Raw genomic sequence first — 22,415 nt, forward strand, 5'->3', positions numbered from 1 at the left:
GTCAGAGGGTCACGCGGATGCTCTTCACCAGCGGCTGCAGCGCGGCGACCTGGTCGCGCACGAAGCCGGTGAAGGCCGCAGGGGTGCCCGGCGTCTCGGTGACGCCGAGCTCGAGCAGCTTCTTCTTCACGTCGGTCTGGGCCAGCACCTCGTTGACGGCGGTGTTCAGCCGCGTCACCACCTCGGCCGGCAGGCCCTTGGGGCCGGAGAGGCCGAAGAAGTTGTCCAGCACCAGCTTGCGGTAGCCGAACTCCTGCACGCTGGGCACGTCCGGCACCAGCGGGCTGCGCTGCGCCGAGGTGACGGCGATCGGGCGAAGCTGGCCCGACTTGAAGAACGGAACGTAGGCGGTGACCACGTCGATGCCCACGGGGATCAGCCCGGCCACCAGGTCGGTGGTCATCGGCGCGCCGCCGCGGTAGGGCACGTGCGTCATCTTGACGCCGATCGAGCGCACCATCAGCTCGCCCCAGACGTGGCCGATCGAGGCCGGGCCGCCGGAGCCGAACTGCAGCGGCGTGCCGCCCTTGTCGGCCTTGCGCGCAGCGTTCTCGAGGTCGACGACGGTGTTGATGCCCGAGCCCGGGTGCGCCATCACGACGCAGGGCGCGGTGCCGATGGCGGCGATGTGGGTGAAGTCGGCCACCGGGTCGTAGGGCTGCTTCTCGAGCGCGAACGGACCGATAGCCACCGGCGTCGAGTTCGACAGCATCAGCGTGTGGCCGTCGGGGGCGGCGCGCATCACCGCGGTGCCGCCGATGCTGCCGCCGGCACCGGGCTTGTTGTCCACCACCACGGCCTGGCCGAGCTTGCGGGCGAGCTGTTCGCCGACCACGCGCGCCACGATGTCGCTCGCCCCGCCGGCCGCGAAGGTGACCACCAGCGTGATCGGCTTCTCCGGGTAGGCGGCGCGGGCCGGCAGCGCGAGCGCGGCCGCGCCGCCGGCGGCGAACCGGAGCGTCTGGCGGCGGGTGAGGGGGGTGGACGAGGTCATGGCAGGCTCCTCTCGGACGGCGGATGGGGAGCGGCGTGCACGCAAGCCTCAGGCCCGCGCCAAGAAGGGATGGGTCTTCATCCAGTGACGCGCGATCTCGATGCGGCGGCAGACCCAGACCCGGTCGTGCTTCTCGATGTGGTCGAGGAAGCGCTGCAGCGAACGCATGCGCCCTGGCCGGCCGAGCAGCCGGCAGTGCATGCCGACGCTCAGCATCTTCGGCGCCTCCTCGCCCTCGGCGTACAGCACGTCGAAGGCGTCGCGCAGGTAGGTGAAGAAGTCCTCGCCCTGGCTGAAGCCCTGGGGCAGGCAGAAGCGCATGTCGTTCGTGTCCAGCGTGTAGGGCACGATCAGGTGCGGCACCGTCGTGCCGTCGGTCCTGGTCACCTCGGTCCAGAACGGCAGGTCGTCGCCGTAGTAGTCGCTGTCGTACTCGAAGCCACCGTGGTCGGCCACGAGCCGGCGCGTGTTCGGGCTGTCGCGGCCGGTGTACCAGCCCAGCGGCTTCTCGCCCGTCAGCCGTTCGATGATCTCCATGCCGATGCGAAGGTGCTCGCGCTCCTGTTCCTCCGGCATGGTCTGGTAGTGGATCCAGCGCCAGCCGTGGCAGGCGATCTCGTGGCCGAGCTCGACGAACGCGCGGGTCAGCTCCGGGTGGCGCTCGAGCGCCATCGAGACGCCGAACACCGTCAGCGGCAGGCCGCGCTGCTCGAACTCGCGCAGCAGCCGCCACACGCCCACGCGCGAGCCGTATTCGTAGATCGACTCCATGCTCAGGTGCCGGTCGGGGTAGCTCGCCGGGTTGAACATCTCGGAGAGGAACTGCTCGCTGCCGGCGTCGCCGTGCAGCACGCTGTTCTCGCCGCCTTCCTCGTAGTTGAGGACGAACTGCACGGCGATGCGCGCGTTGCCGGGCCAGCGGGCATGCGGCGGGTTGCGGCCGTAGCCGACGAGATCACGCGGGTAGGTCTTCTCGTTCATGGTGTGGGCGGCATCAGCACCGCTTCGAGGTCGGGCACACGCGTGTCGAGCTTCAGGTTGCGCTCGACGTTGTGCAGGTGGTCTTCCATCAGCTTCGCGGCGGCACGCGCATCGCGCTTCTCGAGCGCATCGACGATCGCCACGTGCTCGGCCCAGGAATGTTCGGCCGAGTGCGAGGACTGGTACATCAGCGCGATCAGCGAGGAGCGCGTGACGAGGTCACCGAGCAGGTCGGCCAGCACCTCGTTGCCGAGCATGCGCGCGATCACGACGTGGAAGTCGGCCAGCAGGTGGGTGCGGCCGGAGACATCGGTGCGCTGCACCGCGGCCTGCTCCTCGCGCAGGTGGGCGCGCAGCTCGGCGATCTGCTCGCGTGTCAGGTCGGCGGCGGCGCGGCGGATCAGGGCGCTCTCGATCATCTGGCGCACCTCGAACACCTGGCGCGCCTCCTCGACGCTGGGCTCGGCCACGCGTGCGCCGCGCGCCGGCTCGAGCGTCACCAGCTTGTCGCGGCTGAGCTGGTTCAGGGCCTGGCGCACCAGCGTGCGCGAGACCTTGAAGATGTCGGCGATCTTCTGCTCGGCGAGCTTGGTGCCGGGCATCAGCCGGCGCTCGACGATCGCGCCGGTGATCGACTCGACGATGCGCTGCGTCGTGCTCGGCTCGGACTCGGCGCGCGCCGGGCGGCTGCCGCCGCGGACGACCTGGAGCTTGGGAGAGGAACGGGTACTGGGGCGTGGCATGGTCGGTGGTACTTGCCTTTGCGTGCAAAGTGTATACACTTTTCTGCGTACCGCAAGCCCCGATTCACCTCAACCCCGTTCAAGGATTCCGATGGGAAAGCTCACCACCCACGTGCTCGACACCGCCAACGGCTGCCCCGCCGCCGGCATGGCCGTCACCTTGCATCGCCTCGGTGCCGACGGCAGCGCGACGCTGCTGAAGAACATCACCCTCAACCACGACGGCCGCGCCGATGCGCCGCTGCTGCAGGGCGACGAGTTCCAGCCCGGGCGCTACCGGCTGGTGTTCCACGTCGCGGCCTACTTCCGCGCGCGCGGCGCGGCGCTCGCCGAGCCGCCGTTCCTGGATGCGGTGCCGCTCGACTTCGGCCTCTCGGCCGTCGGCGAGCACTACCACGTGCCGCTGCTGGCCAGCCCCTGGGCCTACTCGACCTACCGCGGCTCCTGAGGCTTGATCGCGGGTAATCCCGCATTCGGTGGATGCACGAAGTGTATACACTGAGAACACGTCGCCGCGGAGCCCGCCGCTCAGCCTGAAGAGCCGCCGGTCGCGACGTTCACTCCCCACAGAGCCCGCCGTGGTGGGGGTCGCGGTCCGGTTCTTGCGAGCCGGCGCCGTCAACCGGAGAGTGAACGCAATGGATGCGTACGTGCTGGACTGGGTCAACCTGCTGCTGCGCTGGGCCCATGTCATCGTGGCGATCGCCTGGATCGGATCGTCCTTCTACTTCGTCTTCCTCGACAACAGCCTCACCAAGCCCGAGGCGCCCGACCGCAAGTCCAAGGGCAAGGACGTGGGCGGGCAGGCCGAAGACCTGCCCGACGGCGAACTGTGGGCCGTGCACGGCGGGGGCTTCTACCACCCGACCAAGTACATGGTGGCGCCCAAGCAGATCCCGGCCAACCTGCACTGGTTCTACTGGGAGAGCTACTCCACCTGGCTGACCGGCTTCGCGCTGTTCACGGTGCTCTACCTGTACCAGGCCAGCACCTTCCTGATCGACAAGAGCGTGTACGCCTGGACACCCGGCGCGGCCATCGCCGCGGCGCTCGGCTTCCTGGTCGTGTTCTGGATCGCCTACGACCTCATCTGCCGCACGCTCGGCCAGCGCGAGGGCGGGGACCGGCTCGTCGGTGCGCTGGTCGCCGTGCTCGTGGTGTTCGCCTCCTGGCTCGCCTGCCAGCTGTTTGCCGGCCGCGCCGCCTTCCTGCTGGTGGGCGCGATGATGGCCACGGCGATGAGCGCCAACGTGTTCTTCTGGATCATCCCGGGCCAGCGCACGGTGATGGCGCAGATGAAGGCCGGCCAGCCGGTGGACCCGGTGCACGGCCAGCGCGCCAAGCAGCGCAGCGTGCACAACACCTACTTCACGCTGCCGGTGCTGATCGCGATGCTCAGCAACCACTACGGCTTCCTGTACGGCGCGCCGCACAACTGGCTGGTGCTGGCGCTGATCATGCTGGCCGGCGCGCTGATCCGCCATTCCTTCGTGGCGCGCCACAAGGCGCTCGTGGCCGGCAAGCGCGTGCCCTGGGAGCACGCCATCGTCGGCACCATCGTGATCGTCGGCCTCGCGGCCTGGCTCGCACCGGCGCCGCAGCCGGCGCAGGCCAGGGCCGAGCCGGTGAGCTTCGCGCAGGTGCAGCAGGTCGTCGCCGAGCGTTGCGCGATGTGCCACAACGAGCAGGTGGTGAGCAAGAACGTGCAGCTGCACACCCCCGAGCTGATCGCGAAGAACGCGCAGTCGCTCTACCAGCAGGCGGTGGTGCTGAAGACCATGCCGATGAACAACGCCACCCAGATCACCGATGCCGAGCGCGCGCTGATCGGGCGCTGGTTCGAGGCCGGCGCGCCCACCAACTGAAGGAACGACGATGAACGACACGGCCGTCCACCCCGTCGACGAACGCCTGCCCACCCCGCGCCTGGCCGCGCTCGGCCTGCAGCACGTGCTGGTGATGTACGCCGGCGCCGTCGCGGTGCCGCTGATCATCGGCCGCGCGCTCAAGCTCACGCCCGAGCAGGTGGCGCTGCTGATCTCGGCCGACCTGTTCTGCTGCGGCCTGGTCACGCTGATCCAGTCGCTCGGCTTCACGCGCTGGTTCGGCATCAAGCTGCCGGTGATGATGGGCGTCACCTTCGCGGCGGTCGGCCCGATGGTCGCCTTCGCCAACGCGATGCCCGGTGTGGAGGGCGCGCGCGCGATCTTCGGCGCGATCATCGGCGCGGGCATCGTCTCGATGATCATCGCGCCGGCGATCAGCCGGCTGCTGCGCTTCTTCCCGCCGGTCGTCACGGGCACCATCATCGCGATCATCGGCATCAGCCTGATGCGTGTCGGCGTGGGCTGGGCGATGGGCGGGCCGGCGCCGCTGGCGCAGAGCGTGGACGTGCCCAAGCTGGTGGCGATGGTCGATGCCGCCAAGGCCACGGCCGAGGCGGCCAGCGCACCGGTCAAGCTGGCCGGGCCGATCCCGATGGTCGACAACCCGGCCTACGGCGCGCTCGACAACATGGCGGTGGCCGCCGTGGTGCTGGTGTTCATCCTGCTGCTGGTGAAGTTCATGAAGGGCTTCGTCGCCAACATCTCGGTGCTGCTGGGCATCGTGCTCGGCTGCGTGCTGGCGGTGATGCTGGGCAAGATGCCCTTCGACAAGGTGGCCAAGGCGCACTGGTTCGACGTGGTCACGCCCTTCGCCTTCGGCATGCCGACCTTCGACCCGATCATGATCGCGACCATGGTGCTGGTGATGATCGTCGTGATGATCGAGTCCACCGGCATGTTCCTGGCGCTGTCGGACCTGACCGGCAGGAAGATCGACCAGCCCGCGCTCGCCGCCGGCCTGCGCACCGACGGCCTGGGCACGCTGATCGGCGGCATCTTCAACACCTTCCCCTACACCAGCTTCTCGCAGAACGTCGGCCTGGTCGGCGTCACCGGCGTGAAGAGCCGCTGGGTCTGCGTGGCCGGCGGCGTGATCATGATCGTGCTGGGCCTGCTGCCGAAGATGGCGGCGCTGGTGGAATCGATCCCGACCTTCGTGCTCGGCGGCGCGGGCCTGGTGATGTTCGGCATGGTCGCGGCCACTGGCATCCGCATCCTCGCGACGGTGGACTTCAAGGGCAACCGGCACAACCTCTACATCGTCGCGCTGTCGATCGGCTTCGGCCTGATCCCGCTGGTCGCACCGCGCTGGATGCAGCAGATGGCGCATGGCCTGCACCCGCTGCTGGAAAGCGGCATCCTGCTGACCGCGATCGCCGCGGTGGCGCTGAACCTGTTCTTCAACGGCGCGAAGGCCGACACGGCCGGAGCCATCGAAGCCGCGAAGGCCGCCGAAGCCCATTGAGATGAGCACGCTGCTGATCCGCGACGCGACGCTGCTCGTCACGATGGACGACGCGCGGCGCGAGATCGCGGGCGGCGGCCTGTTCGCGCGCGACGGCGTGATCGAGGCCGTGGGCACCGCCGGCGAACTGCCCGACAGCGCCGACGAGGTGATCGACGCACGCGGCCAGGTGGTGATCCCCGGCCTCGTCAACACCCACCACCACTTCTACCAGACGCTCACCCGCGTCGTGCGCCCGGCGCAGGACGCGGAGCTGTTCGCCTGGCTGAAGACGCTCTACCCGATCTGGGCGCGCCTGACGCCGGAGATGGCCTGGGTCTCCACCCAGATCGCGATGGCCGAGCTGCTGTTGTCCGGCGGCACCACCAGCAGCGACCACCTCTACCTGTTCCCCAACGGCACGCGGCTGGACGACACGCTCGAGGCCGCCGCCGCGATCGGCATGCGCTTCCACGCCGCGCGCGGCGCGATGAGCGTGGGCGAATCCAAGGGCGGCCTGCCGCCGGATGCGGTGGTCGAGGAGGAGGAAGCCATCCTGGCCGACGCCGAGCGCCTGATCGCGCGCTGGCACGACCCGGCGCGCCATGCGATGCAGCGCATCGTGGTGGCGCCGTGTTCGCCGTTCTCGGTCAGCCCCGGCCTGATGCGCGACGCAGCGCTGCTGGCGCGTCGCCACGGCACGAGCCTGCACACCCACCTGGCCGAGAACGACAACGACGTCGCCTACACCCGCGAGACCTTCGGCTGCACGCCGGCCCAGTACGCCGAGGAACTCGGCTGGCTCGGCCCGGACGTCTGGCACGCCCACTGCGTCAAGCTCGACGCGGCCGGCATCGCCGCCTTCGCGCGCAGCGGCACCGGCGTGGCGCATTGCCCGGGATCCAACATGCGGCTGGCCTCGGGCGTCGCGCCGATCCGCGCCATGCGCGATGCCGGTGTGCCGGTCTCGATCGCCGTCGACGGCTCGGCCAGCAACGACAGCGGCCACCTGCTCGGCGAGGCGCGCCTGGCGCTGCTGCTGCAGCGCGTGGCACACGGGCCGGTGGCGGGCCCGTCGGCGCTGACCGCGCGCGAGGTGCTCGAGATCGCGACGCTGGGCGGCGCGCGCGTGCTGAACCGCGACGACATCGGCGCGCTCGCACCGGGCATGAGCGCCGACCTGGTCACCGTGCCGCTGGACGAGATCGGCCTGGCCGGCGCCGGGCACGACCCGCTGGCCGCGCTGTTCTTCTGCCACGTGCCGCGGGTGAAGCACAACGTCGTGGCCGGCCGCGTGGTGGTGCGCGACGGGCGGCTCACCACCGTGGACCTGCCGCGCCTGATCGAGCGCCACCAGCGCCTCGCGCGTTCGCTCGTCGCGGCGTGAGGGCGGCGCAGACTCCTAGCGCCAGCCCGCGATCGTGACGCCCAGCCCGGCCTTGTTCTGGCGCAGGTTGTAGTCGACCAGGCTCTCGCCGTAGCCGCTGAACAGCTGCAGCTGCCCGTGCAGCGCGCCGGCCAGCGGGAACACATAGTCGATCTGCACCGAGCCGCGCGAGCGCGCGCCGCCGCGCAGCGAGTGGCGCAGCTGCACCGACAGCGCATGCTCGCCCCAGTAACGCGCCACGCGCAGCTCGCCGCGGCCGATGTGGTCGGCGATGTCCGGGTTGTCGTCGTCGTCGGCGTCCTCGGGCAGGCGCACCCAGGGGCGCAGCTCGGCCATCCAGTCGCCGCGTTCGGCCGCCAGCGTGCCGATCACGCGGTTCCAGCTGCGCGACAGCGGCAGCGCGCGGCCGTTGGACTGGTGGTTCAGCGCCAGCCCCGCCATGCGCAGCCGCCAGCCGGCCAGCGGCAGGTCCAGCGGCGTCACCGCCATCAGCTCGGGTTCGTAGTTGGTCTCGCGGAACGGGCGCGAATCGGCACCGTTGTAGACCTGCCAGCGCGAGGACTGCGTGTAGCCGCCCCACAGGCTGACCGGCAGGCCGAACAGGCGGTGCGAGAACTTGGTCTTCAGGCTGATCTGGTACTTGGCCTCGACCGACTTCAGGTTCAGCGGTTCGTTCACCGAGTGGTCCGCGGCCGGCGAACCCGGGCTGCGGTTGACGCGGTCGGTCCAGGTGGCCGGCAGCAGGTAGACCGGCTTGTAGGCGCGCGGCGCGAACAGTGCGGGGCGCTGGCCGTCCAGGTCCCAGCGCGCGCCGAGCTGCGAGTCGGGGTCCTCCGGGGCCGTGCGCGCCGGCGGCGCCGAGGCGGCGGTCGCGGGCGGCACCGGGTCGAGGCGGCCGTGCAGCCGGTCGTAGCAGGCCAGCCGCGCCGTCGGGTCGGCGATCGGCGTGCAGTCGGCGGCGCCGGCCTGCGCGAACGCGGCCGGCACCAGGGGCAGGCTCAGGGCGAGGGCGAGCAGGGCAGATCGCATGGAAAGGCTCGTGCGCGGCAAAGCGCGAAGTATCCATGCACACTGGGCGCGATGAACGACAACGAGCCCGGCTGGCTGGTGGCCTGCCTGTGCGCGGCCTGGTGCCGCACCTGCGACGACTACCGCACGACCTTCGAGGCGCTGGCGCGCGACATCGGCGTGCGCGCGCAGTTCCGTTGGGTCGACATCGAGGACGACGAGGCTGCGCTCGGCGATCTCGACATCGTCGACTTCCCGACCCTGCTGGTGGCCGACGGCGACACGATCCACTTCCTCGGCCCGGTGCTGCCGTATGCCGCGGCGGCCCGGCAGCTGATCGAGCGCGCGATGCGGCGGGAACTGGCGACGCCGCGCGACCGCGTGCACGAGGGCCTGGCAGCACGGCTGCGCGCGCTGCGCGGCTGAGGGCGCTCATTCGCCGGCTGCATTTGCAGCCGCGCATTCCTTCGTTCCCGCAGGCGGCGGCGGCGCCTAGATTGCGGCGCATGGACCAGCCCACCTTGCCCCGCCCGCCACGGCCCCGCCTGCTCGTGGTGCCCGGCCTGCACGACAGCGGCCCCGGCCACTGGCAAACCTGGCTGCAGGCGCAGCACCGCGACGCCGTGCGCGTGCGCCAGCGCGACTGGCACGCGGCACGGCTGGAGTGCTGGAGCAGTCGCATCGACCACACGCTCGCGCTGCACCCGGGCGCGCGCTTCGTCGCCGTCGCGCACAGCTTCGGCTGCCTCGCACTCGCCGACCATCTGGCGCGCCGCCGCGACTCGCCGGTGCTCGCGGCACTGCTCGTCGCGCCGGCCGAGCCGGACCGCTTCGGGCTCGGCAGCGCCCTGCCGCCGCAGCGCCTGCCGCGTTCGACGACCATGGTGCTCAGCGACACCGACCCGTGGATGAAGCCGGCCAGCGCGCGCCGCTGGGCGCAACGCTGGGGCTGCCATGTGGTCCACCTGGGCGATGCCGGGCACATCAACGTCGAGTCCGGTCACGGGCCGCTGCCGCTGGCGGCGCGCTGGGTGCAGGCGGTGCTGCAGCGCGTGCGCCAGCCGGACACCGAATCACGGATCGCTTCTGTCTCCGCGGCGGCTCCCGTGCCTGAGCCGGCGCACCGGTTCCATTTCAGACCACATTGCCCCTGAACATCGTCGGCGCCCGCGACATCCGCGGCGGCCCGTTCGGCACCCGTGCTCAGCACCTGGCAAGAGGCGCTCCCGAGTGTCGTGCGCCACGGGCTCGCCAAGGCGGCCCGCTGGGCAGGTCCGCGTCGCGACGAGCCCGCCGCGCTGCCTCCATCGCGCGTGCGGCGAAGAAGCGTGCCTGCGCCGCGGCCTCCAGCACCTCCGTCAGCAGTTCCGGCGTGAGCCCGGCCGGACCGGCGGCGTCGATCGCGACGGCGGCGTGCAGCAGCGTGGCTTCGGCCGCGTAGGCATCGGTCGCGATGGCAGCGGCGTCCTGCTGCACGACGCTGGCCAGCGCATGTTTCGCGCGGCCAGCCTCCACCGAGGCGAGCAGGAACTGGTCGAGCGCCGGGAGGGGGCCGGGTGCATCGTGCGGCGCGCTGGCATGGCCGAACGCCTCGCCGGCCAGCCCCTGTGGCAGCCAGCGCTGCGGCGCCGCGCCGTCGCTCGGGAACAGCAGGCACCCGACGACACTGAATCCGGGCTGCAGGGCCCGTACGATGTCGGGGTCGATCGACGCGACATCGACAACGAAGCGGATCACGTCGCGCATCCATTCCTCCGGGGCCGCGCCCTTGCGTGTGGCGGCGATCTCGGTCAGCAGGGCGGTGGCGCGGGCGAGCAGTTCGGCGTGGGTAGGCATGTAGCGACGGGTTCGGATCGAGGACACCGACCATAGAACCGGCCGGCCCGGGCGTGAACGCCGCTTTTCGTTTATGCATATGCGCCGTGCCGCCGTTGCCGGCCTCGTTCTCGTTCGCTCTTGCGCGCTGTCGCAGCGCCTGGAAGTCGCCTCGGTCATCACCACCCGCTCGGTGAAGGAGCTGGGCCTGACGGTGGGCAAGGAGGTGATTGCGCTGGTGAAGTCCACCGAGGTCTCGATCGCGACGCTGTGAGCGCGGGGCCGTCGATATCCGCTTTGTGCATATGAATCCTTGCAAGGATTCGTTCTCGGTTCGACGACGCCTTCCTAGCATGCCCTCCTGTCGCATTCATCCGCCCGGAAGCCCACTCATGTCGCTGCGTCACTCCGTCCGCCGCCTCGCCCTGGCCCTTGCGCTCGGCGCCACCGCGCTCGCGGCCTCCGCCAAGGACGTCACCCTGCTGAACGTCTCGTACGACCCGACGCGCGAGCTCTACGTCGACTTCAACAAGGCCTTCGCCGCCTACTGGAAGGGCAAGACCGGCGACACCGTGACCGTCAAGCAGAGCCACGGCGGCTCGGGCAAGCAGGCGCGCTCGGTGATCGACGGCCTGGAAGCCGACGTGGTGACGCTGGCGCTGGCCTACGACATCGACGAACTGGCCGAGCGGGGCAAGCTGATCCCGGCGGACTGGCAGAAGCGCCTGAAGCACAACAGCGCGCCCTACACCTCGACCATCGTGTTCCTGGTGCGCAAGGGCAACCCCAAGGGCATCAAGGACTGGGACGACCTCGCCAAGCCCGGCATCGGCGTGATCACGCCCAATCCCAAGACCTCCGGCGGCGCACGTTGGAACTACCTCGCCGCCTGGGGCTACGCGCTGAAGAAGTACGGCAACGACGACAAGAAGGCGCAGCAGTTCGTCGGCCAGATCCTCGCCAACGTGCCGGTGCTGGATGCCGGCGCACGCGGCTCGACCACCACCTTCGTCGAGCGCGGCATCGGCGACGTGCTGCTCGCCTGGGAGAACGAGGCGCTGCTCGCGCTCAAGGAACTCGGGCCGGACAAGTTCGACATCGTCGCGCCGAGCCTGTCGATCCTGGCCGAGCCGCCGGTGACGGTGGTGGACAAGGTGGTCGACAAGAAGGGCACGCGGGCGGTGGCGCAGGCCTACCTCGAGTACCTCTACTCGCCCGAGGGGCAGGACATCGCGGGCCAGAACTACTACCGCCCGATCGACCCGGCGGCTGCGGCGAAGTACGCCAGGCAGTTCCCCAAGGTCAGCCTGTTCACGATCGACGAGGTGTTCGGCGGCTGGGCCAAGGCCCAGAAGACCCATTTCGCCGACGGTGGAACCTTCGACCAGGTCTACACGCGCAAGTGACGCCACGGCTTATCTGATTCGCGCATAAGGATCGGCGAAACCCGTCGTTCGCCGGCCGACCGGGGCTGCCTAGCATGCAGCCCCATGTCCATTGACGGCCCGACCATGCCTCTCGTGAACCGACGCGCCGCCACGCTGGCGCTGGCCCTCGCCGTGGCCGCGCCCTGGGCGAGTGCCCAGGGCGCCAAGACCCTGCTGAACGTCAGCTACGACGTCTCGCGCGAGTTCTACAAGGACTACAACGCCGCCTTCGCCGCGCACTGGAAGAAGAGCACCGGTGCCACGCTGACGCTGAACCAGTCGCACGGCGGCTCGAGCCGACAGGCGCGCAGCGTGGTCGAGGGCCTCGAGGCCGACGTCATCACGATGAACCAGGCCAACGACATCGACCTGCTGGCCGAGCGCGGCCAGCTCATTCCGGCCGACTGGGCCCGGCGCCTGCCCGACAACGCCTCGCCGACCACCTCCGTCTCGGTGATCCTGGTGCGCCAGGGCAACCCGAAGCAGATCCGCGACTGGAGCGACCTGGGCAGGCCCGGCGTCTCGGTCATCATCCCCAACCCCAAGACCTCGGGCAACGGCCGCTACACCTACCTCGCGGCCTGGGGGGCGGCGCTCAAGAGCGGCGTCGCGCCGGCGGCGGCGCAGGCGCTGGTGGAGCGCATCTTCGCCAACGTGCCCGTGCTCGACGGCGGCGGCCGCGGCGCCACCACCACCTTCGCGCAGCGCCGCCTCGGCGATGCGCTGGTCACCTTCGAGAGCGAGGTGCCGCTCATCGAACGCGAGTTCGGCGGCGGCTTCGAGGTGGTCTATCCGGCCCGCACCGTGCTCGCCGAGAACCCGGTCAGCGTGGTCGACAAGGTGGTCGACAGGCGCGGCACGCGCGCCGAGGCCGAGGCCTACCTGAAGCATCTCTGGTCCGACGAGGGCCAGGAGATCGCGGCGAAGCACCACCTGCGCCCACGCAGCGCCAAGGTGCTGGCGAAGCACGCGAAGGCGTTCCCGAAGGTCGACGCCTTCACCGTCGACGAGGTGTTCGGCGGCTGGAAGAAGGCGCAGAAGGAGCACTTCGACGACGGCGGCCTGTACGACCAGGTCATCGCCAGGGCGAAGAGGCCATGATCTTCACGCGCACCCTGCTGAAGCGCCACAGCGTGCTGCCGGGCTTCGACCTGGCGCTGGGCTTCACGCTGCTCTACATCAGCTGCGTCGTGCTGATCCCGCTGTCGGCCGCGTTCCTGAAGACGGCCACGATGAGCAGTACAGCGTTCTGGGAGGCGGTGAGCTCGCCGCGGGTGGTGGCCTCGTACCGGCTGACCTTCGGCGCCTCGTTCGCCGCGGCGCTGGTCAATGCGGTCTTCGGCCTGGTCGTCGCCTGGGTGCTGGTGCGCTACGAGTTCCCGCTCAAGCGCGTCGTCGACGCGCTGGTGGACCTGCCGTTCGCGCTGCCCACCGCGGTGGCCGGCATCGCGCTGACGGCGCTGTACGCCGGCAACGGCTGGATCGGCCAGTTCCTGCCCTTCAAGGTGAGCTTCACGCCGCTGGGCGTGTTCGTGGCGCTCACCTTCATCGGCCTCCCGTTCGTCGTGCGCACCGTGCAGCCGGTGCTCGAAGACCTGCAGAAGGAGATCGAGGAGGCCGCCGCCACGCTGGGCGCCAACCGCTGGCAGACCTTCGTGAAGGTGATCTTCCCCGTCCTCACGCCGGCGCTGCTGACCGGCTTCGCGCTGGCCTTTGCGCGTGCGCTGGGCGAGTACGGCTCGGTCATATTCATCGCCGGCAACATGCCGATGGTCAGCGAAATCACGCCGCTGCTGATCATCACCAAGCTCGAGCAGTACGACTACCAGGGCGCCACCGCGATCGCCTGCGTGATGCTGGTGGCGGCCTTCGTGCTGCTGCTGGCCATCAACGCGCTGCAGGCGTGGACGAGAGCGAGGCAGGGGCGATGAGCACGACCACCGCCTTGCCGCTGCCCCAGGCCGCCGGCGTCGCGCCGCGACCGATCCGCAGCGCCACCACCGAACCTGCCTGGGTGAAGTGGACGCTGGTCGGCATCGCGCTCGCCTTCCTGACCTTCTTCCTGTTCGTGCCGCTGGCGATCGTCTTCGTCGAGGCGCTGAAGAAGGGCTGGGACGTCTACCTCGCCGCCATCGTCGAGCCCGATGCGCTGTCCGCGATCCAGCTGACGCTGATCGCGGCGGGCATCAGCGTGCCGCTGAACCTGGTGTTCGGCATCGCCGCGGCCTGGTGCATCGCCAAGTTCGAGTTCCGCGGCAAGAACGTGCTGCTGACGCTGATCGACCTGCCTTTCAGTGTCTCCCCGGTCATCGCCGGCCTGATCTACGTGCTGGTGTTCGGGCTGCAGGGCTGGTTCGGCGAGACGCTGCGCGACCACGACCTGAAGGTGATCTTCGCGGTCCCCGGCATCGTGCTGGCGACCGTGTTCGTGACCTTCCCGTTCGTCGCGCGCGAGCTGATCCCGCTGATGCAGGCACAGGGCACCGAGCAGGAGGAGGCCGCGCGCGTGCTCGGCGCGAGCGGCTGGCAGATCTTCCGGCGCGTCACGCTGCCGAACGTGAAATGGGCGCTGCTGTACGGCGTGATCCTGTGCAACGCGCGCGCGATGGGCGAGTTCGGCGCGGTCAGCGTGGTCTCGGGCCACATCCGCGGCCAGACCAACACCATGCCGCTGCACATCGAGATCCTCTACAACGAGTACCAGTTCGCCGCGGCCTTCGCGGTGGCCTCGCTGCTGGCCGGGCTGGCGCTGGTGACGCTGGTGCTGAAGTACTGGGTCGAGCAGCGCATGAAGCAGGAGGCACGATGAGCATCGAAGTCAGGGGCCTGAACAAGCGGTTCGGCGCCACCGTCGTCTGCGACAACCTGAACTTGGACATCCCGGCCGGCGAGCTGGTCGCGCTGCTCGGGCCCTCGGGCTCGGGCAAGACCACGCTGCTGCGCATCATCGCGGGGCTGGAGGTGCCGGACGCCGGCAGCGTGCTGTTCCACGGCGAGGACGCGACGCACACCGACGTGCGCGAGCGCCAGGTCGGCTTCGTGTTCCAGCACTACGCGCTGTTCGCGCACATGTCGATCTTCGAGAACGTCGCCTTCGGCCTGCGCGTGCGACCCAAGGCGACGCGCCCGTCGGAGAAGGACATCCGCGCCAAGGTCACCGAGCTGCTGAAGCTGGTGCAGCTCGACTGGATCGCCGACCGCTACCCGCACCAGCTCAGCGGCGGCCAGCGCCAGCGCATCGCGTTGGCGCGCGCGCTGGCGGTGGAGCCCAAGGTGCTGCTGCTCGACGAGCCCTTCGGCGCGCTCGACGCCAAGGTGCGCAAGGAGCTGCGCCGCTGGCTGCGCCGCCTGCACGACGAGATGCACGTGACGAGTGTCTTCGTCACGCACGACCAGGAGGAGGCGATGGAGGTCGCCGACCGCATCGTCGTGATGAACGAGGGCCGCATCGAGCAGCAGGGCGCGCCCGACGAGGTCTACGACCACCCGGCCACGCCCTTCGTGCTGCAGTTCCTGGGCGACGTGAACCTGTTCCACGGCCGGCTCGGCCACGGGCCGGGCGGCGAGAACGGGGACGTCAGCTACGTGCGCCCGCACGAGCTGCAGATCGTCGAGCGCGCCGAGCCCGGATCGGTGGCGGCGGTGCTGTCGCAGGCGCTGACGGTGGGCCCGAACACACGGCTCGAGTTCCGCCGTGCCGACGAGGCCGGCTATGTGGACGTCGAGATGCCGCGCAGCGAGTACCAGGCGCTGCGCGAACGCCTGGGCCTGAAGCCCGGCTCGGCGGTGCACCTGCGGCCGCGCAAGGTGACGCGCTTTCGCGAGGAACTGCCGGATCCGGCGGCGATGATCTAGTGTGCTGTCCCGCAGACAACTGGCATATGGATTCGATCAGATGGTGATGATCGCGCGCTCGCCGACTCGGGCCGATCCGGTCGTTGCCCAGCCGGGGAGATACCACGGGGTATCTCCCCGGCTGGGCGCCTACGGCTCATCCCCGTTGCGGCCCGTCCATATGCCAGTCATCTGCGGGACAGCACACTAGGACCCTTCAAACGATCCAGAAGTCCGCGGCCGTGACCGGGGTGGCGGCCGCGAGCGTGGCGAACAGCACTGCGGCCTGGCTGCCGGAACCGTCGGCGTCGTACCAGAGCCGCCCGGTGTCACCGTCGTAGACGATGCGGTCGCTCTCGTCGAGGCTGGCCGGGTCCGACTGGAACGCGTCCTCGGCCAGCTGGCCGGGCGGGCCCAGGGCGGCGAACACGGTGTCGTCGAGCTCGATCCGGTCGTCGCCGCTGTGGAAGTCGGCCAGCCGGTCGGCATTCGCGAGCGCGTCCGGCGCGCTGCTGAAGCGGAACGTGTCCGAACCGGCGCCGCCGGTCAGCGTGTCGTTGCCGGCCCCGCCGTCGAGCCGGTTGGCCGCCGCGTTGCCGGTGATGCGGTTGGCTGCGTCGTTGCCGCTGCCGTCGATCGCCGCCACGCCCTCGAGTGTCAGGCGCTCGAGATCGGCGCCGAGCGTCCAGCTCACCGTGCTGCGCACCAGATCGGCCACGCCTGCGGCCGGGCCGCTCTCGACGATCGTCTCGCCGCCATCCACGACGTAGGTGTCGTTGCCGGCGCCGCCGAGCAGCGTGTCCGCCCCGGCGCCGCCGGTCAGCGTGTCGTTGCCGGTGCCGCCGTCCAGGCGGTTGGCCCCGGCGTTGCCGGTCAGGGCATTGGACGCGGCATTGCCGGTCGCGTCGATGTTGCCCGTGCCGGTGAGGACGAGGTTCTCGAGCGTGCTCGCCAGGGTGTAGCTGCGGCCGACCTGCACCGTGTCGATGCCCGCCGCGGCGGCCTCGCTGACCACGTCGCCGAGGTTGTCGAGCACGTAGGTGTCGTCGCCCGCGCCGCCGATCAGCGTGTCGGCGCCGGCGCCGCCGTCGAGGCGGTTGGCGGCGGCGTTGCCGGTGATCTGGTTGGCGGCGGCGTTGCCGGTGCCGTCGATCGCCGCGCTGCCGGTCAGCGTGAGCATCTCGAGGTTGGCACCGAGTGTCCAGCTCACGCTGCTGCGCACCAGGTCGACCCCGACGCCGGCCGTGCTCGTCTCGCTCACCGTGTCGCCGGCCGACACCACGTAGGTGTCGTCGCCCGTGCCGCCCACCAGCGTGTCCGCCCCGGCGCCGCCGGTCAGCGTGTCGTTGCCGCTGCCGCCGCGCAGCAGGTTGGCCGCGGCGTTGCCGGTGATCTGGTTGTCCAGGCCGTTGCCGGTGCCGTCGATGGCCGCGGTGCCTTGCAGCGTCAGCTGCTCGAGGCCGGCACCGAGCGTCCAGGTCGCCGTGCTCAGCACCCGGTCGGCCTGGCTGTCCAGCGTGCCGGTCTCGCTGATGGTGTCGCCCGCATCGACGGCGTAGGTGTCGCTGCCGTCGCCACCGACCAGGGTGTCGGCACCGGTCCCGCCGCGCAGCGTGTCGTTGCCGGCCGCGCCGGTGAGCGAATCGTTGCCGTCGGCGCCCAGCAGGGCATTGGCCGCCGCGTTGCCGAGGATCACGTTGCCCAGGTCGTTGCCAGTGCCGTTGACCGCGGCGCTGCCGGTCAGCGTGAGCCGCTCGAGGTTCGCGCCGAGCGTGAAGCTCACCCGCGACAGCACCGTGTCCGTGCCTGCGCCGGCGTCCTCGCTGACGCGATCGCCCGCACTGTCGACGACGAAGGTGTCGTTGCCGGCGCCGCCGGCCATCGTGTCGGCGCCGCTGCCGCCGTCGAGGCGGTCGGTGCCCGCGCCGCCGTCCAGCGAGTCGTCGCCGGCGCCGCCGACGAGCGAATCGTTGCCGCCCTGGCCCAGCAGCAGGTCCTGGCCGTCCAGCCCGCCCAGCGTGTTGGCGGCCTCGTTGCCGTACAGGCGGTTGTCCCGTGAGTTGCCGGTGCCGGAGATCGCCGCCGTGCCGCTCAGGAACAGCACCTCGACCTGCGCCTCGAGCGTGCGGCTCACCGTCGTGGCCACGCTGTCGATCTCGGTGGCCACGGTCGAGGTCTCGTCCACCACGTCGCCGGCGCTGTCGACGATGTAGTCGTCGTTCCCGGTGCCGCCGGCCAGCGTGTCGTTGCCCAGGCCGCCGTCCAGCGCGTCGTTGCCGGCGCCGCCGGCGAGGCGGTCCGCGCCGCCGCTGCCGCGCAGCGTGTCGTTGCCGGCCAGGCCGCCGAGCTGGTTGGCGCCGTTGTTGCCCAGCAGCGTGTTGGCCTGCGCGTTGCCGGTGCCGTTCACCGGTGCGTCGCCGTCCAGCACCAGCACCTCGATGTTCGGGCTGAGCGTGAAGCTGTCGCTCGTGCGCACGATGTCCTGCTCGGTGGCGAGGGTGGAGGTCTCGATCACCGTGTCGCCGGCTTCCACGTAGTAGGTGTCGTTACCGGTCCCGCCGACCAGCGTGTCGTGACCGGCGTCGCCGTACAGCAGGTCGTTGCCGGCGCCGCCGTCCACCGAGTCGTCGCCGTCGTCGCCGAACAGCGTGTCGTTGCCGCCCTGGCCGCGCACGGTGTCGTCGCCGATGTAGCCGCGCATGAAGTCGGACTGCTCGGACAGACGGATCGTGTCGTGGCCGGTCAGGCCCTGCAGCAGCAGGGCCAGGTCGTCGCCGCTCGAGGGGGTCTGTGCCGCGGCGTAGCAGGCCGTCACCGGCAGCGCGACGCCTTCCAGCCCCCACTGCGCGACCCAGCCCGTGCCGTTCCAGGTCTCCTGCTGGTAGGCCTGGAGCGTGCCGCCGGTCGGCTGCAGCTGGGCGTTCACGGTGAGGCCGGTGCCGAGCAGGTAGCCGCGCAGGCTGCTGCCGACGGTGATGCGGTAGGCGTCCTCGTAGGTGTTGCCCAGGGCGCTGGTGAAGCCGGTGTTGTCGAAAAAGGCGGCCGTGCCCGAGGCGAGCGGGTTCAGGTTGAGGCTGTACAGGTTGAAGGCGGTGTTGGCGTAGAGCGTGGCCATGGCAGGCGGGCGGAGGCGGCGACCGGTTCACTCTACGGTTGGCTGCCGCCGGGCCGGTGAGGCAACTCACCGCCGGTGCCGATCGCCGCGCCGCGGCGCTGCGCCGGCTCACCGGCGCTGCCGGTTCTGGCACCATCGCGGCCCTCTGCGGAGCAATTTCCATGTCCATCCTGAAGCAGCTCAACCTGAAACCCAGCGCCAGGCGGCAGGGCAAGGCCAGGCCCGCCGGCAAGCCCGTCGAGACGATCGAGTTCGAGGCCGAGGAGATCACCGTCCCGGTGTCCAAGGGCCTGCCCGGCGATACCGGCGAGCAGCAGATCAAGGACATCCTGCAAGGCCTGCGCGACGACGTGCAGGACTACTGGGCCATCTACGCCCGCGGGCTGGAGAGCTTCCAGACCAGCATGTCGTTCTCGTCCAGCGACGAGGCCGAGCCGAAGGTCCTGCAGGCCACGCTCAAGGCGGTGGGCAAGAAGGCGCTCGACCTGGCGCTCGACGAGGCCGGCAAGAAGCTCGGCGGCCCCTGGGGCACGGTCATCGGTGCCGCGAAGGACGTGGTCGAGGCCTGGATGAACGAGTCCGAGCGGGTGGCCGCGGCGCAGGGCCAGGTGAAGATCCGCGACTACATCATCGCGATCCGCAACGGCATCGGCGCGCAGCAGAAGGCGGTCACGGCGGTCATCGAGGCGGGCAAGCAGCCGCTGATCGAGGAGTACCGCCGCCTCGCGCAGGGCGACCTGTCCAAGGGCAAGGCCTCGGCCGACGGGGTGCTGGTCGGCCAGGCGGCCGGGCTGGTGAACGCGCTGCGCCAGGCGGCGCTGGCGTTCCGCGCCAAGATGCCCACCGAGTCGTTCTTCCAGCAGCAGTTCTCGCGCAGCTTCGCCGACACGCCGGGCCGCTCGGACTACGTCTCGCACGGCGGGGTGCCGACCGGCAAGATCTACTTCGGCCTGCGCGTCTACGTCGACCCGACCGGCGACGCCGCCCACCCGAAGTGGAAGCTCGAGGGCAAGGACAGCGCCTGGAAGCTGGTCACCAAGGCGCCCAACCCGGACCGCGTGGCCGACAGCCTGCAGATGTCGCTGGAGGGCAAGAAGCCCTGGATGGTCGAGCTCGAGAAGATGGTCAAGCTGAACGTGGAGGTGGAGGAGTCCTTCTCCAACAGCTACCAGGAGGGCTGGATCGTGTTCACCAAGAGCCCGGACCAGTACGAGGTGCGCAGCAACTACGGCCCGAAATGGTTCGACCTGGCCTGGAAGCAGCCCGCCATCCGCGCCGCGGCGCTGGACAACGCCAAGCTGGTGGGCGGCTCCGACTACTGACACCGCCCCGCCCGCGCCGAATTCGAGCGCAAGGCTCGGAGTGCCCCGCGCCGCGCCTTTGCCTATCCTGCACGGCATGCACAGCAGCAAGGACAAGCCGATGCAAGCCGTACAGGAGCGTGCCGCCAGGCAGGCGGCCACGGAGCGTGATCCGCGCTGGGCGCGTGTGCTGGCACGCGACGCCTCGGCCGATGCCGAGTTCGTCTACGGCGTGCGCACCACCGGCGTGTACTGCCGCCCGAGCAGCCATGCCCGCCTGCCGCGCCCGGAGAACGTGGTGTTCTTCGACAGCCCGGCCGTGGCCGAGGCCGCCGGCTACCGCGCGAGCCGGCGCGACGGGCCGGACCGCAGCGCGGTGGCGGCGCGCCAGGCCGAGGCGGTGGCGCAGGCCTGCCGGCTGATCGGCGCATCGGAGGAACTGCCCAACCTCGCCGAACTCGCCGCGCAGGCCGGCCTGAGCCCGTTCCACTTCCACCGCGTGTTCAAGGCGCGCACCGGGCTCACGCCCAAGGCCTACGCCGAGGCGCGCCGGCGCGAGCGGGTGCAGGCCGGGCTGGCCCAGGGCCGCAGCGTCACCGAGGCGATCTACGACGCCGGCTTCAACTCCAACGCGCGTTTCTACGCCGCCTCCGACCGCGTGCTCGGCATGCGCCCGAGCGACTACAAGGCCGGCGGCACGAACGCGGCGATCCGCTTCGCGGTGGGGCAGTGCTCGCTCGGCGCCATCCTGGTGGCGCAGAGCCAGCGCGGCGTGTGCGCGATCGCACTCGGCGACGACCCGGCCGCGCTGGTGCGCGAGCTGGAAGACCGCTTCCCGAAGGCCGAGCTGATCGGCGGCGACGGCGACTTCGAGCGCCTGGTCGCCCGCGTGGTCGGCCTGGTGGAGGCGCCGCGCCTGGGCCTGGACCTGCCGCTGGACATCCGCGGCACCGCGTTCCAGGAGCGGGTGTGGCGTGCGCTGCGCGACATCCCGCCCGGCCGCACGCTCAGCTACACCGAGCTGGCCCGGCGCATCGGCGCGCCGCGCTCGGTGCGCGCCGTCGCGCAGGCCTGCGCCGCCAACACCCTGGCCATCGCCATTCCCTGCCACCGCGTGGTGCGCGCCGACGGCCAGCTGGCCGGCTACCGCTGGGGCGTGGAGCGCAAGCGCGCGCTGCTGGAGCGCGAACGCGGGGCGTGACGCTGACGGCCCGCCGCGTCAGGCCTCGACCGGCTCGCCCGCCAGCGCCCGCTGCACCACCGCGCGTGTCAGCGTCGGCGCGAAGGCCTCGATGAAGGCGTAGACGTAGCCGCGCAGCCACGCGCCGCGGCGCACCGCCAGGCGCGTCAGGTTCACCTCGAACAGGTGGCGCGCGTCGATGGCGCGCAGCGTGCGGTCGCGCTCCGGGTCGAAGGCGATCGAGGCGACGATGCCCACGCCCATGCCCAGCTCGACGTAGGTCTTGATCACGTCCGCGTCCATCGCGCTGAGCACGATGTCGGGCGCCAGCCCGGCGCGGGCGAAGGCCTCGTCGATGTGGGTGCGGCCGGTGTAGCCGGCCTCGTAGGTGATGATCGGGTGCTGCGCGAGGTGCGCCAGCGTCACCGGGCCCTCGACGGCCAGCAGCGGGTGGCCCGGTGGCACGACGATGCTGTGCGTCCAGCGGTAGCAGGGCATGGCCAGCAGCTGCGGCATGGTGGCCAGCCATTCGGTGGCGATGCCGACGTCGGCCTCGCCCGAGATCAGCATCGCGGCGATCTGCTTCGGCGAGCCCTGGTGCAGCGTCAGCGTCACCTGCGGGTACAGCGCGCGGAAGTCCTTCACCACCGCCGGCAGCGCATAACGCGCCTGCGAGTGCGTCGCGGCGATCGACAGCGGCCCGGCGTCCTGCGCCGTGAAATCGGCGCCGACGCGCTTCAGGTTGTCGGCGTCCAGCAGCAGCCGCTCGACGATCGCCAGCACTGTCTCGCCGGGCGGCGTCAGGCCGGTCAGGCGCTTGCCGGCGCGAACGAAGATCTCGACGCCGAGCTCGTCCTCCAGCTCGCGGATCTGCCGGCTGATGCCCGGCTGCGAGGTGTTCAGCACGCCGGCCACCTCGGTCAGGTTGAAGCCCGAGCGGGCGGCTTCGCGCACGGCGCGCAGTTGCTGGAAGTTCATCGGAGGCGATTGCCGGAGGACAGTCGGCCATTCTCGACAGCCGTCTACATGCGCACAACGATCGTGTGCGACTTTGCTTCATCGGATTCCGAATAAGCGACGCAGGCCCTCAGGGACACTGGACCGTCACGCCGGTCACGCTGCACAGGCCGCGCGGCCCGAACAGGCCGCCGCCGATGCGGCTCAGGTAGGCGCCGTCGCTGGTCCAGCAGCCGCCGGCATCGCAGTGGCCGATGAACACCTGCGCCGGCGCGGCGGGCGCCGCGGCCGGCGCGGGGGGCGCCGGCCGCGCCGGCCGGACCGCGGCGGCCGATGCCGGCGC

Annotated in this window: 22 protein-coding genes; 14 read left to right on the forward strand and 8 right to left on the reverse strand. The window is 70.8% G+C overall.

Annotated features, from left to right (window positions below):
- Position 1: 1 nt before the first annotated feature.
- From D9C15_RS27455 to D9C15_RS27465, 3 genes are read right to left on the reverse strand one after another with little or no spacing between them, the layout of a single operon-like run.
- A complete protein-coding gene (locus D9C15_RS27455) occupies positions 2-994 on the reverse strand; it encodes a Bug family tripartite tricarboxylate transporter substrate binding protein (protein ID WP_128002142.1) in 993 nt (330 codons plus the stop codon).
- A 48-nt stretch (positions 995-1,042) separates the two neighbouring features.
- Complete coding sequence (gene puuE / locus D9C15_RS27460) at positions 1,043-1,975, reverse strand: allantoinase PuuE (RefSeq protein WP_128002144.1); 933 nt, start codon at positions 1,973-1,975, stop codon at positions 1,043-1,045.
- Entirely contained in the window at positions 1,972-2,718 is a 747-nt protein-coding gene (locus D9C15_RS27465) for a GntR family transcriptional regulator (RefSeq protein ID WP_128002146.1), read from the reverse strand. The genes puuE and D9C15_RS27465 overlap by 4 nt, the downstream gene beginning before the upstream one ends.
- Positions 2,719-2,809: 91 nt before the next feature.
- On the opposite strand from D9C15_RS27465, the gene uraH reads away from it, so the two are divergent.
- The 4 genes from uraH (at position 2,810) to D9C15_RS27485 (ending at position 7,435) form a co-directional block, all read left to right on the forward strand.
- Positions 2,810-3,166, forward strand: coding sequence for a hydroxyisourate hydrolase (gene uraH, locus D9C15_RS27470; protein ID WP_128002148.1), 357 nt, complete (start codon positions 2,810-2,812; stop codon positions 3,164-3,166).
- 190 nt (positions 3,167-3,356) lie between these two features.
- Entirely contained in the window at positions 3,357-4,583 is a 1,227-nt protein-coding gene (locus tag D9C15_RS27475; protein ID WP_128002150.1) for a urate hydroxylase PuuD, read from the forward strand.
- A gap of 10 nt (positions 4,584-4,593) precedes the next feature.
- Positions 4,594-6,069 carry a nucleobase:cation symporter-2 family protein gene (locus D9C15_RS27480; RefSeq protein WP_128002152.1) on the forward strand — a complete coding sequence of 492 codons (1,476 nt, stop codon included), beginning with the start codon at positions 4,594-4,596 and terminating at the stop codon, positions 6,067-6,069.
- A 1-nt stretch (position 6,070) separates the two neighbouring features.
- Positions 6,071-7,435: an 8-oxoguanine deaminase gene (locus D9C15_RS27485; RefSeq protein WP_128002154.1), complete on the forward strand. Its 1,365-nt coding sequence runs from the start codon at positions 6,071-6,073 to the stop codon at positions 7,433-7,435.
- 15 nt (positions 7,436-7,450) lie between these two features.
- On the opposite strand, the gene D9C15_RS27490 is transcribed toward D9C15_RS27485, so the two are convergent.
- Positions 7,451-8,464, reverse strand: coding sequence for a phospholipase A (locus D9C15_RS27490; protein WP_128002156.1), 1,014 nt, complete (start codon positions 8,462-8,464; stop codon positions 7,451-7,453).
- 51 nt (positions 8,465-8,515) lie between these two features.
- Between D9C15_RS27490 and D9C15_RS27495 the strand changes: the two genes are divergently transcribed.
- Together D9C15_RS27495 and D9C15_RS27500 are read left to right on the forward strand one after the other, a co-directional pair.
- Complete coding sequence (locus D9C15_RS27495) at positions 8,516-8,869, forward strand: YbbN family protein (RefSeq protein ID WP_128002158.1); 354 nt, start codon at positions 8,516-8,518, stop codon at positions 8,867-8,869.
- Between the two features lie 80 nt (positions 8,870-8,949).
- The gene (locus tag D9C15_RS27500) at positions 8,950-9,597 is read left to right on the forward strand and encodes an RBBP9/YdeN family alpha/beta hydrolase (RefSeq protein WP_128002160.1); all 648 of its coding nucleotides are present in this window, start codon (positions 8,950-8,952) and stop codon (positions 9,595-9,597) included.
- A gap of 49 nt (positions 9,598-9,646) precedes the next feature.
- Here D9C15_RS27500 and D9C15_RS27505 read toward each other — a convergent pair whose 3' ends face one another.
- Positions 9,647-10,279 carry a hypothetical protein gene (locus D9C15_RS27505; protein WP_128002162.1) on the reverse strand — a complete coding sequence of 211 codons (633 nt, stop codon included), beginning with the start codon at positions 10,277-10,279 and terminating at the stop codon, positions 9,647-9,649.
- 79 nt (positions 10,280-10,358) lie between these two features.
- Between D9C15_RS27505 and D9C15_RS34700 the strand changes: the two genes are divergently transcribed.
- The 6 genes from D9C15_RS34700 (at position 10,359) to D9C15_RS27535 (ending at position 15,540) form a co-directional block, all read left to right on the forward strand.
- Complete coding sequence (locus D9C15_RS34700; protein ID WP_240668615.1) at positions 10,359-10,532, forward strand: TOBE domain-containing protein; 174 nt, start codon at positions 10,359-10,361, stop codon at positions 10,530-10,532.
- A 118-nt stretch (positions 10,533-10,650) separates the two neighbouring features.
- Positions 10,651-11,664: a sulfate ABC transporter substrate-binding protein gene (locus tag D9C15_RS27515; protein WP_128002166.1), complete on the forward strand. Its 1,014-nt coding sequence runs from the start codon at positions 10,651-10,653 to the stop codon at positions 11,662-11,664.
- An 84-nt stretch (positions 11,665-11,748) separates the two neighbouring features.
- A complete protein-coding gene (locus tag D9C15_RS27520; RefSeq protein ID WP_240668616.1) occupies positions 11,749-12,786 on the forward strand; it encodes a sulfate ABC transporter substrate-binding protein in 1,038 nt (345 codons plus the stop codon).
- Positions 12,783-13,616 (forward strand): sulfate ABC transporter permease subunit CysT, encoded by an 834-nt coding sequence (cysT, locus tag D9C15_RS27525; protein ID WP_128002168.1) that lies wholly within the window; start codon positions 12,783-12,785, stop codon positions 13,614-13,616. The genes D9C15_RS27520 and cysT overlap by 4 nt, the downstream gene beginning before the upstream one ends.
- Positions 13,613-14,494, forward strand: coding sequence for a sulfate ABC transporter permease subunit CysW (gene cysW, locus D9C15_RS27530; protein WP_128002170.1), 882 nt, complete (start codon positions 13,613-13,615; stop codon positions 14,492-14,494). Before cysT ends, cysW begins: the two co-directional genes overlap by 4 nt.
- Positions 14,491-15,540, forward strand: coding sequence for a sulfate/molybdate ABC transporter ATP-binding protein (locus D9C15_RS27535; RefSeq protein WP_128002171.1), 1,050 nt, complete (start codon positions 14,491-14,493; stop codon positions 15,538-15,540). The genes cysW and D9C15_RS27535 overlap by 4 nt, the downstream gene beginning before the upstream one ends.
- Positions 15,541-15,736: 196 nt before the next feature.
- Here D9C15_RS27535 and D9C15_RS27540 read toward each other — a convergent pair whose 3' ends face one another.
- Positions 15,737-18,634, reverse strand: a complete 2,898-nt coding sequence (locus D9C15_RS27540; RefSeq protein WP_128002173.1) for a beta strand repeat-containing protein — start codon at positions 18,632-18,634, stop codon at positions 15,737-15,739.
- 161 nt (positions 18,635-18,795) lie between these two features.
- Between D9C15_RS27540 and D9C15_RS27545 the strand changes: the two genes are divergently transcribed.
- Together D9C15_RS27545 and ada are read left to right on the forward strand one after the other, a co-directional pair.
- Positions 18,796-19,956, forward strand: a complete 1,161-nt coding sequence (locus D9C15_RS27545; protein WP_128002175.1) for a hypothetical protein — start codon at positions 18,796-18,798, stop codon at positions 19,954-19,956.
- Positions 19,957-20,056: 100 nt separating this feature from the next.
- Positions 20,057-21,136, forward strand: a complete 1,080-nt coding sequence (gene ada, locus D9C15_RS27550) for a bifunctional DNA-binding transcriptional regulator/O6-methylguanine-DNA methyltransferase Ada (protein ID WP_128002177.1) — start codon at positions 20,057-20,059, stop codon at positions 21,134-21,136.
- Between the two features lie 18 nt (positions 21,137-21,154).
- On the opposite strand, the gene D9C15_RS27555 is transcribed toward ada, so the two are convergent.
- Together D9C15_RS27555 and D9C15_RS27560 are read right to left on the reverse strand one after the other, a co-directional pair.
- On the reverse strand, positions 21,155-22,093 hold the full coding sequence (locus D9C15_RS27555; RefSeq protein ID WP_128002179.1) for a CysB family HTH-type transcriptional regulator: 939 nt from the start codon (positions 22,091-22,093) through the stop codon (positions 21,155-21,157).
- Between the two features lie 109 nt (positions 22,094-22,202).
- On the reverse strand, positions 22,203-22,415 hold a 213-nt coding region (locus D9C15_RS27560; protein WP_205854922.1), incomplete at its 5' end, for a hypothetical protein.

The sequence above is a fragment of the Piscinibacter defluvii genome, from assembly GCF_004011805.1.
Lineage (GTDB): Bacteria > Pseudomonadota > Gammaproteobacteria > Burkholderiales > Burkholderiaceae_C > Piscinibacter > Piscinibacter defluvii.

Coding starts and splice junctions, on each gene's coding strand:
- D9C15_RS27505 (WP_128002162.1), bottom strand. CDS start 10,279: ATGCCTACCCACGCCGAACTGCTCGCCCGCGCCACCGCCCTGCTGACC.
- D9C15_RS27545 (WP_128002175.1), top strand. CDS start 18,796: ATGTCCATCCTGAAGCAGCTCAACCTGAAACCCAGCGCCAGGCGGCAG.
- D9C15_RS27480 (WP_128002152.1), top strand. CDS start 4,594: ATGAACGACACGGCCGTCCACCCCGTCGACGAACGCCTGCCCACCCCG.
- cysW (WP_128002170.1), top strand. CDS start 13,613: ATGAGCACGACCACCGCCTTGCCGCTGCCCCAGGCCGCCGGCGTCGCG.
- D9C15_RS27500 (WP_128002160.1), top strand. CDS start 8,950: ATGGACCAGCCCACCTTGCCCCGCCCGCCACGGCCCCGCCTGCTCGTG.
- D9C15_RS27535 (WP_128002171.1), top strand. CDS start 14,491: ATGAGCATCGAAGTCAGGGGCCTGAACAAGCGGTTCGGCGCCACCGTC.
- cysT (WP_128002168.1), top strand. CDS start 12,783: ATGATCTTCACGCGCACCCTGCTGAAGCGCCACAGCGTGCTGCCGGGC.
- D9C15_RS27455 (WP_128002142.1), bottom strand. CDS start 994: ATGACCTCGTCCACCCCCCTCACCCGCCGCCAGACGCTCCGGTTCGCC.
- D9C15_RS34700 (WP_240668615.1), top strand. CDS start 10,359: ATGCGCCGTGCCGCCGTTGCCGGCCTCGTTCTCGTTCGCTCTTGCGCG.
- D9C15_RS27555 (WP_128002179.1), bottom strand. CDS start 22,093: ATGAACTTCCAGCAACTGCGCGCCGTGCGCGAAGCCGCCCGCTCGGGC.
- D9C15_RS27465 (WP_128002146.1), bottom strand. CDS start 2,718: ATGCCACGCCCCAGTACCCGTTCCTCTCCCAAGCTCCAGGTCGTCCGC.
- puuE (WP_128002144.1), bottom strand. CDS start 1,975: ATGAACGAGAAGACCTACCCGCGTGATCTCGTCGGCTACGGCCGCAAC.
- ada (WP_128002177.1), top strand. CDS start 20,057: ATGCAAGCCGTACAGGAGCGTGCCGCCAGGCAGGCGGCCACGGAGCGT.
- D9C15_RS27475 (WP_128002150.1), top strand. CDS start 3,357: ATGGATGCGTACGTGCTGGACTGGGTCAACCTGCTGCTGCGCTGGGCC.
- D9C15_RS27515 (WP_128002166.1), top strand. CDS start 10,651: ATGTCGCTGCGTCACTCCGTCCGCCGCCTCGCCCTGGCCCTTGCGCTC.
- D9C15_RS27490 (WP_128002156.1), bottom strand. CDS start 8,464: ATGCGATCTGCCCTGCTCGCCCTCGCCCTGAGCCTGCCCCTGGTGCCG.
- D9C15_RS27495 (WP_128002158.1), top strand. CDS start 8,516: ATGAACGACAACGAGCCCGGCTGGCTGGTGGCCTGCCTGTGCGCGGCC.
- uraH (WP_128002148.1), top strand. CDS start 2,810: ATGGGAAAGCTCACCACCCACGTGCTCGACACCGCCAACGGCTGCCCC.
- D9C15_RS27485 (WP_128002154.1), top strand. CDS start 6,071: ATGAGCACGCTGCTGATCCGCGACGCGACGCTGCTCGTCACGATGGAC.
- D9C15_RS27520 (WP_240668616.1), top strand. CDS start 11,749: ATGTCCATTGACGGCCCGACCATGCCTCTCGTGAACCGACGCGCCGCC.
- D9C15_RS27540 (WP_128002173.1), bottom strand. CDS start 18,634: ATGGCCACGCTCTACGCCAACACCGCCTTCAACCTGTACAGCCTCAAC.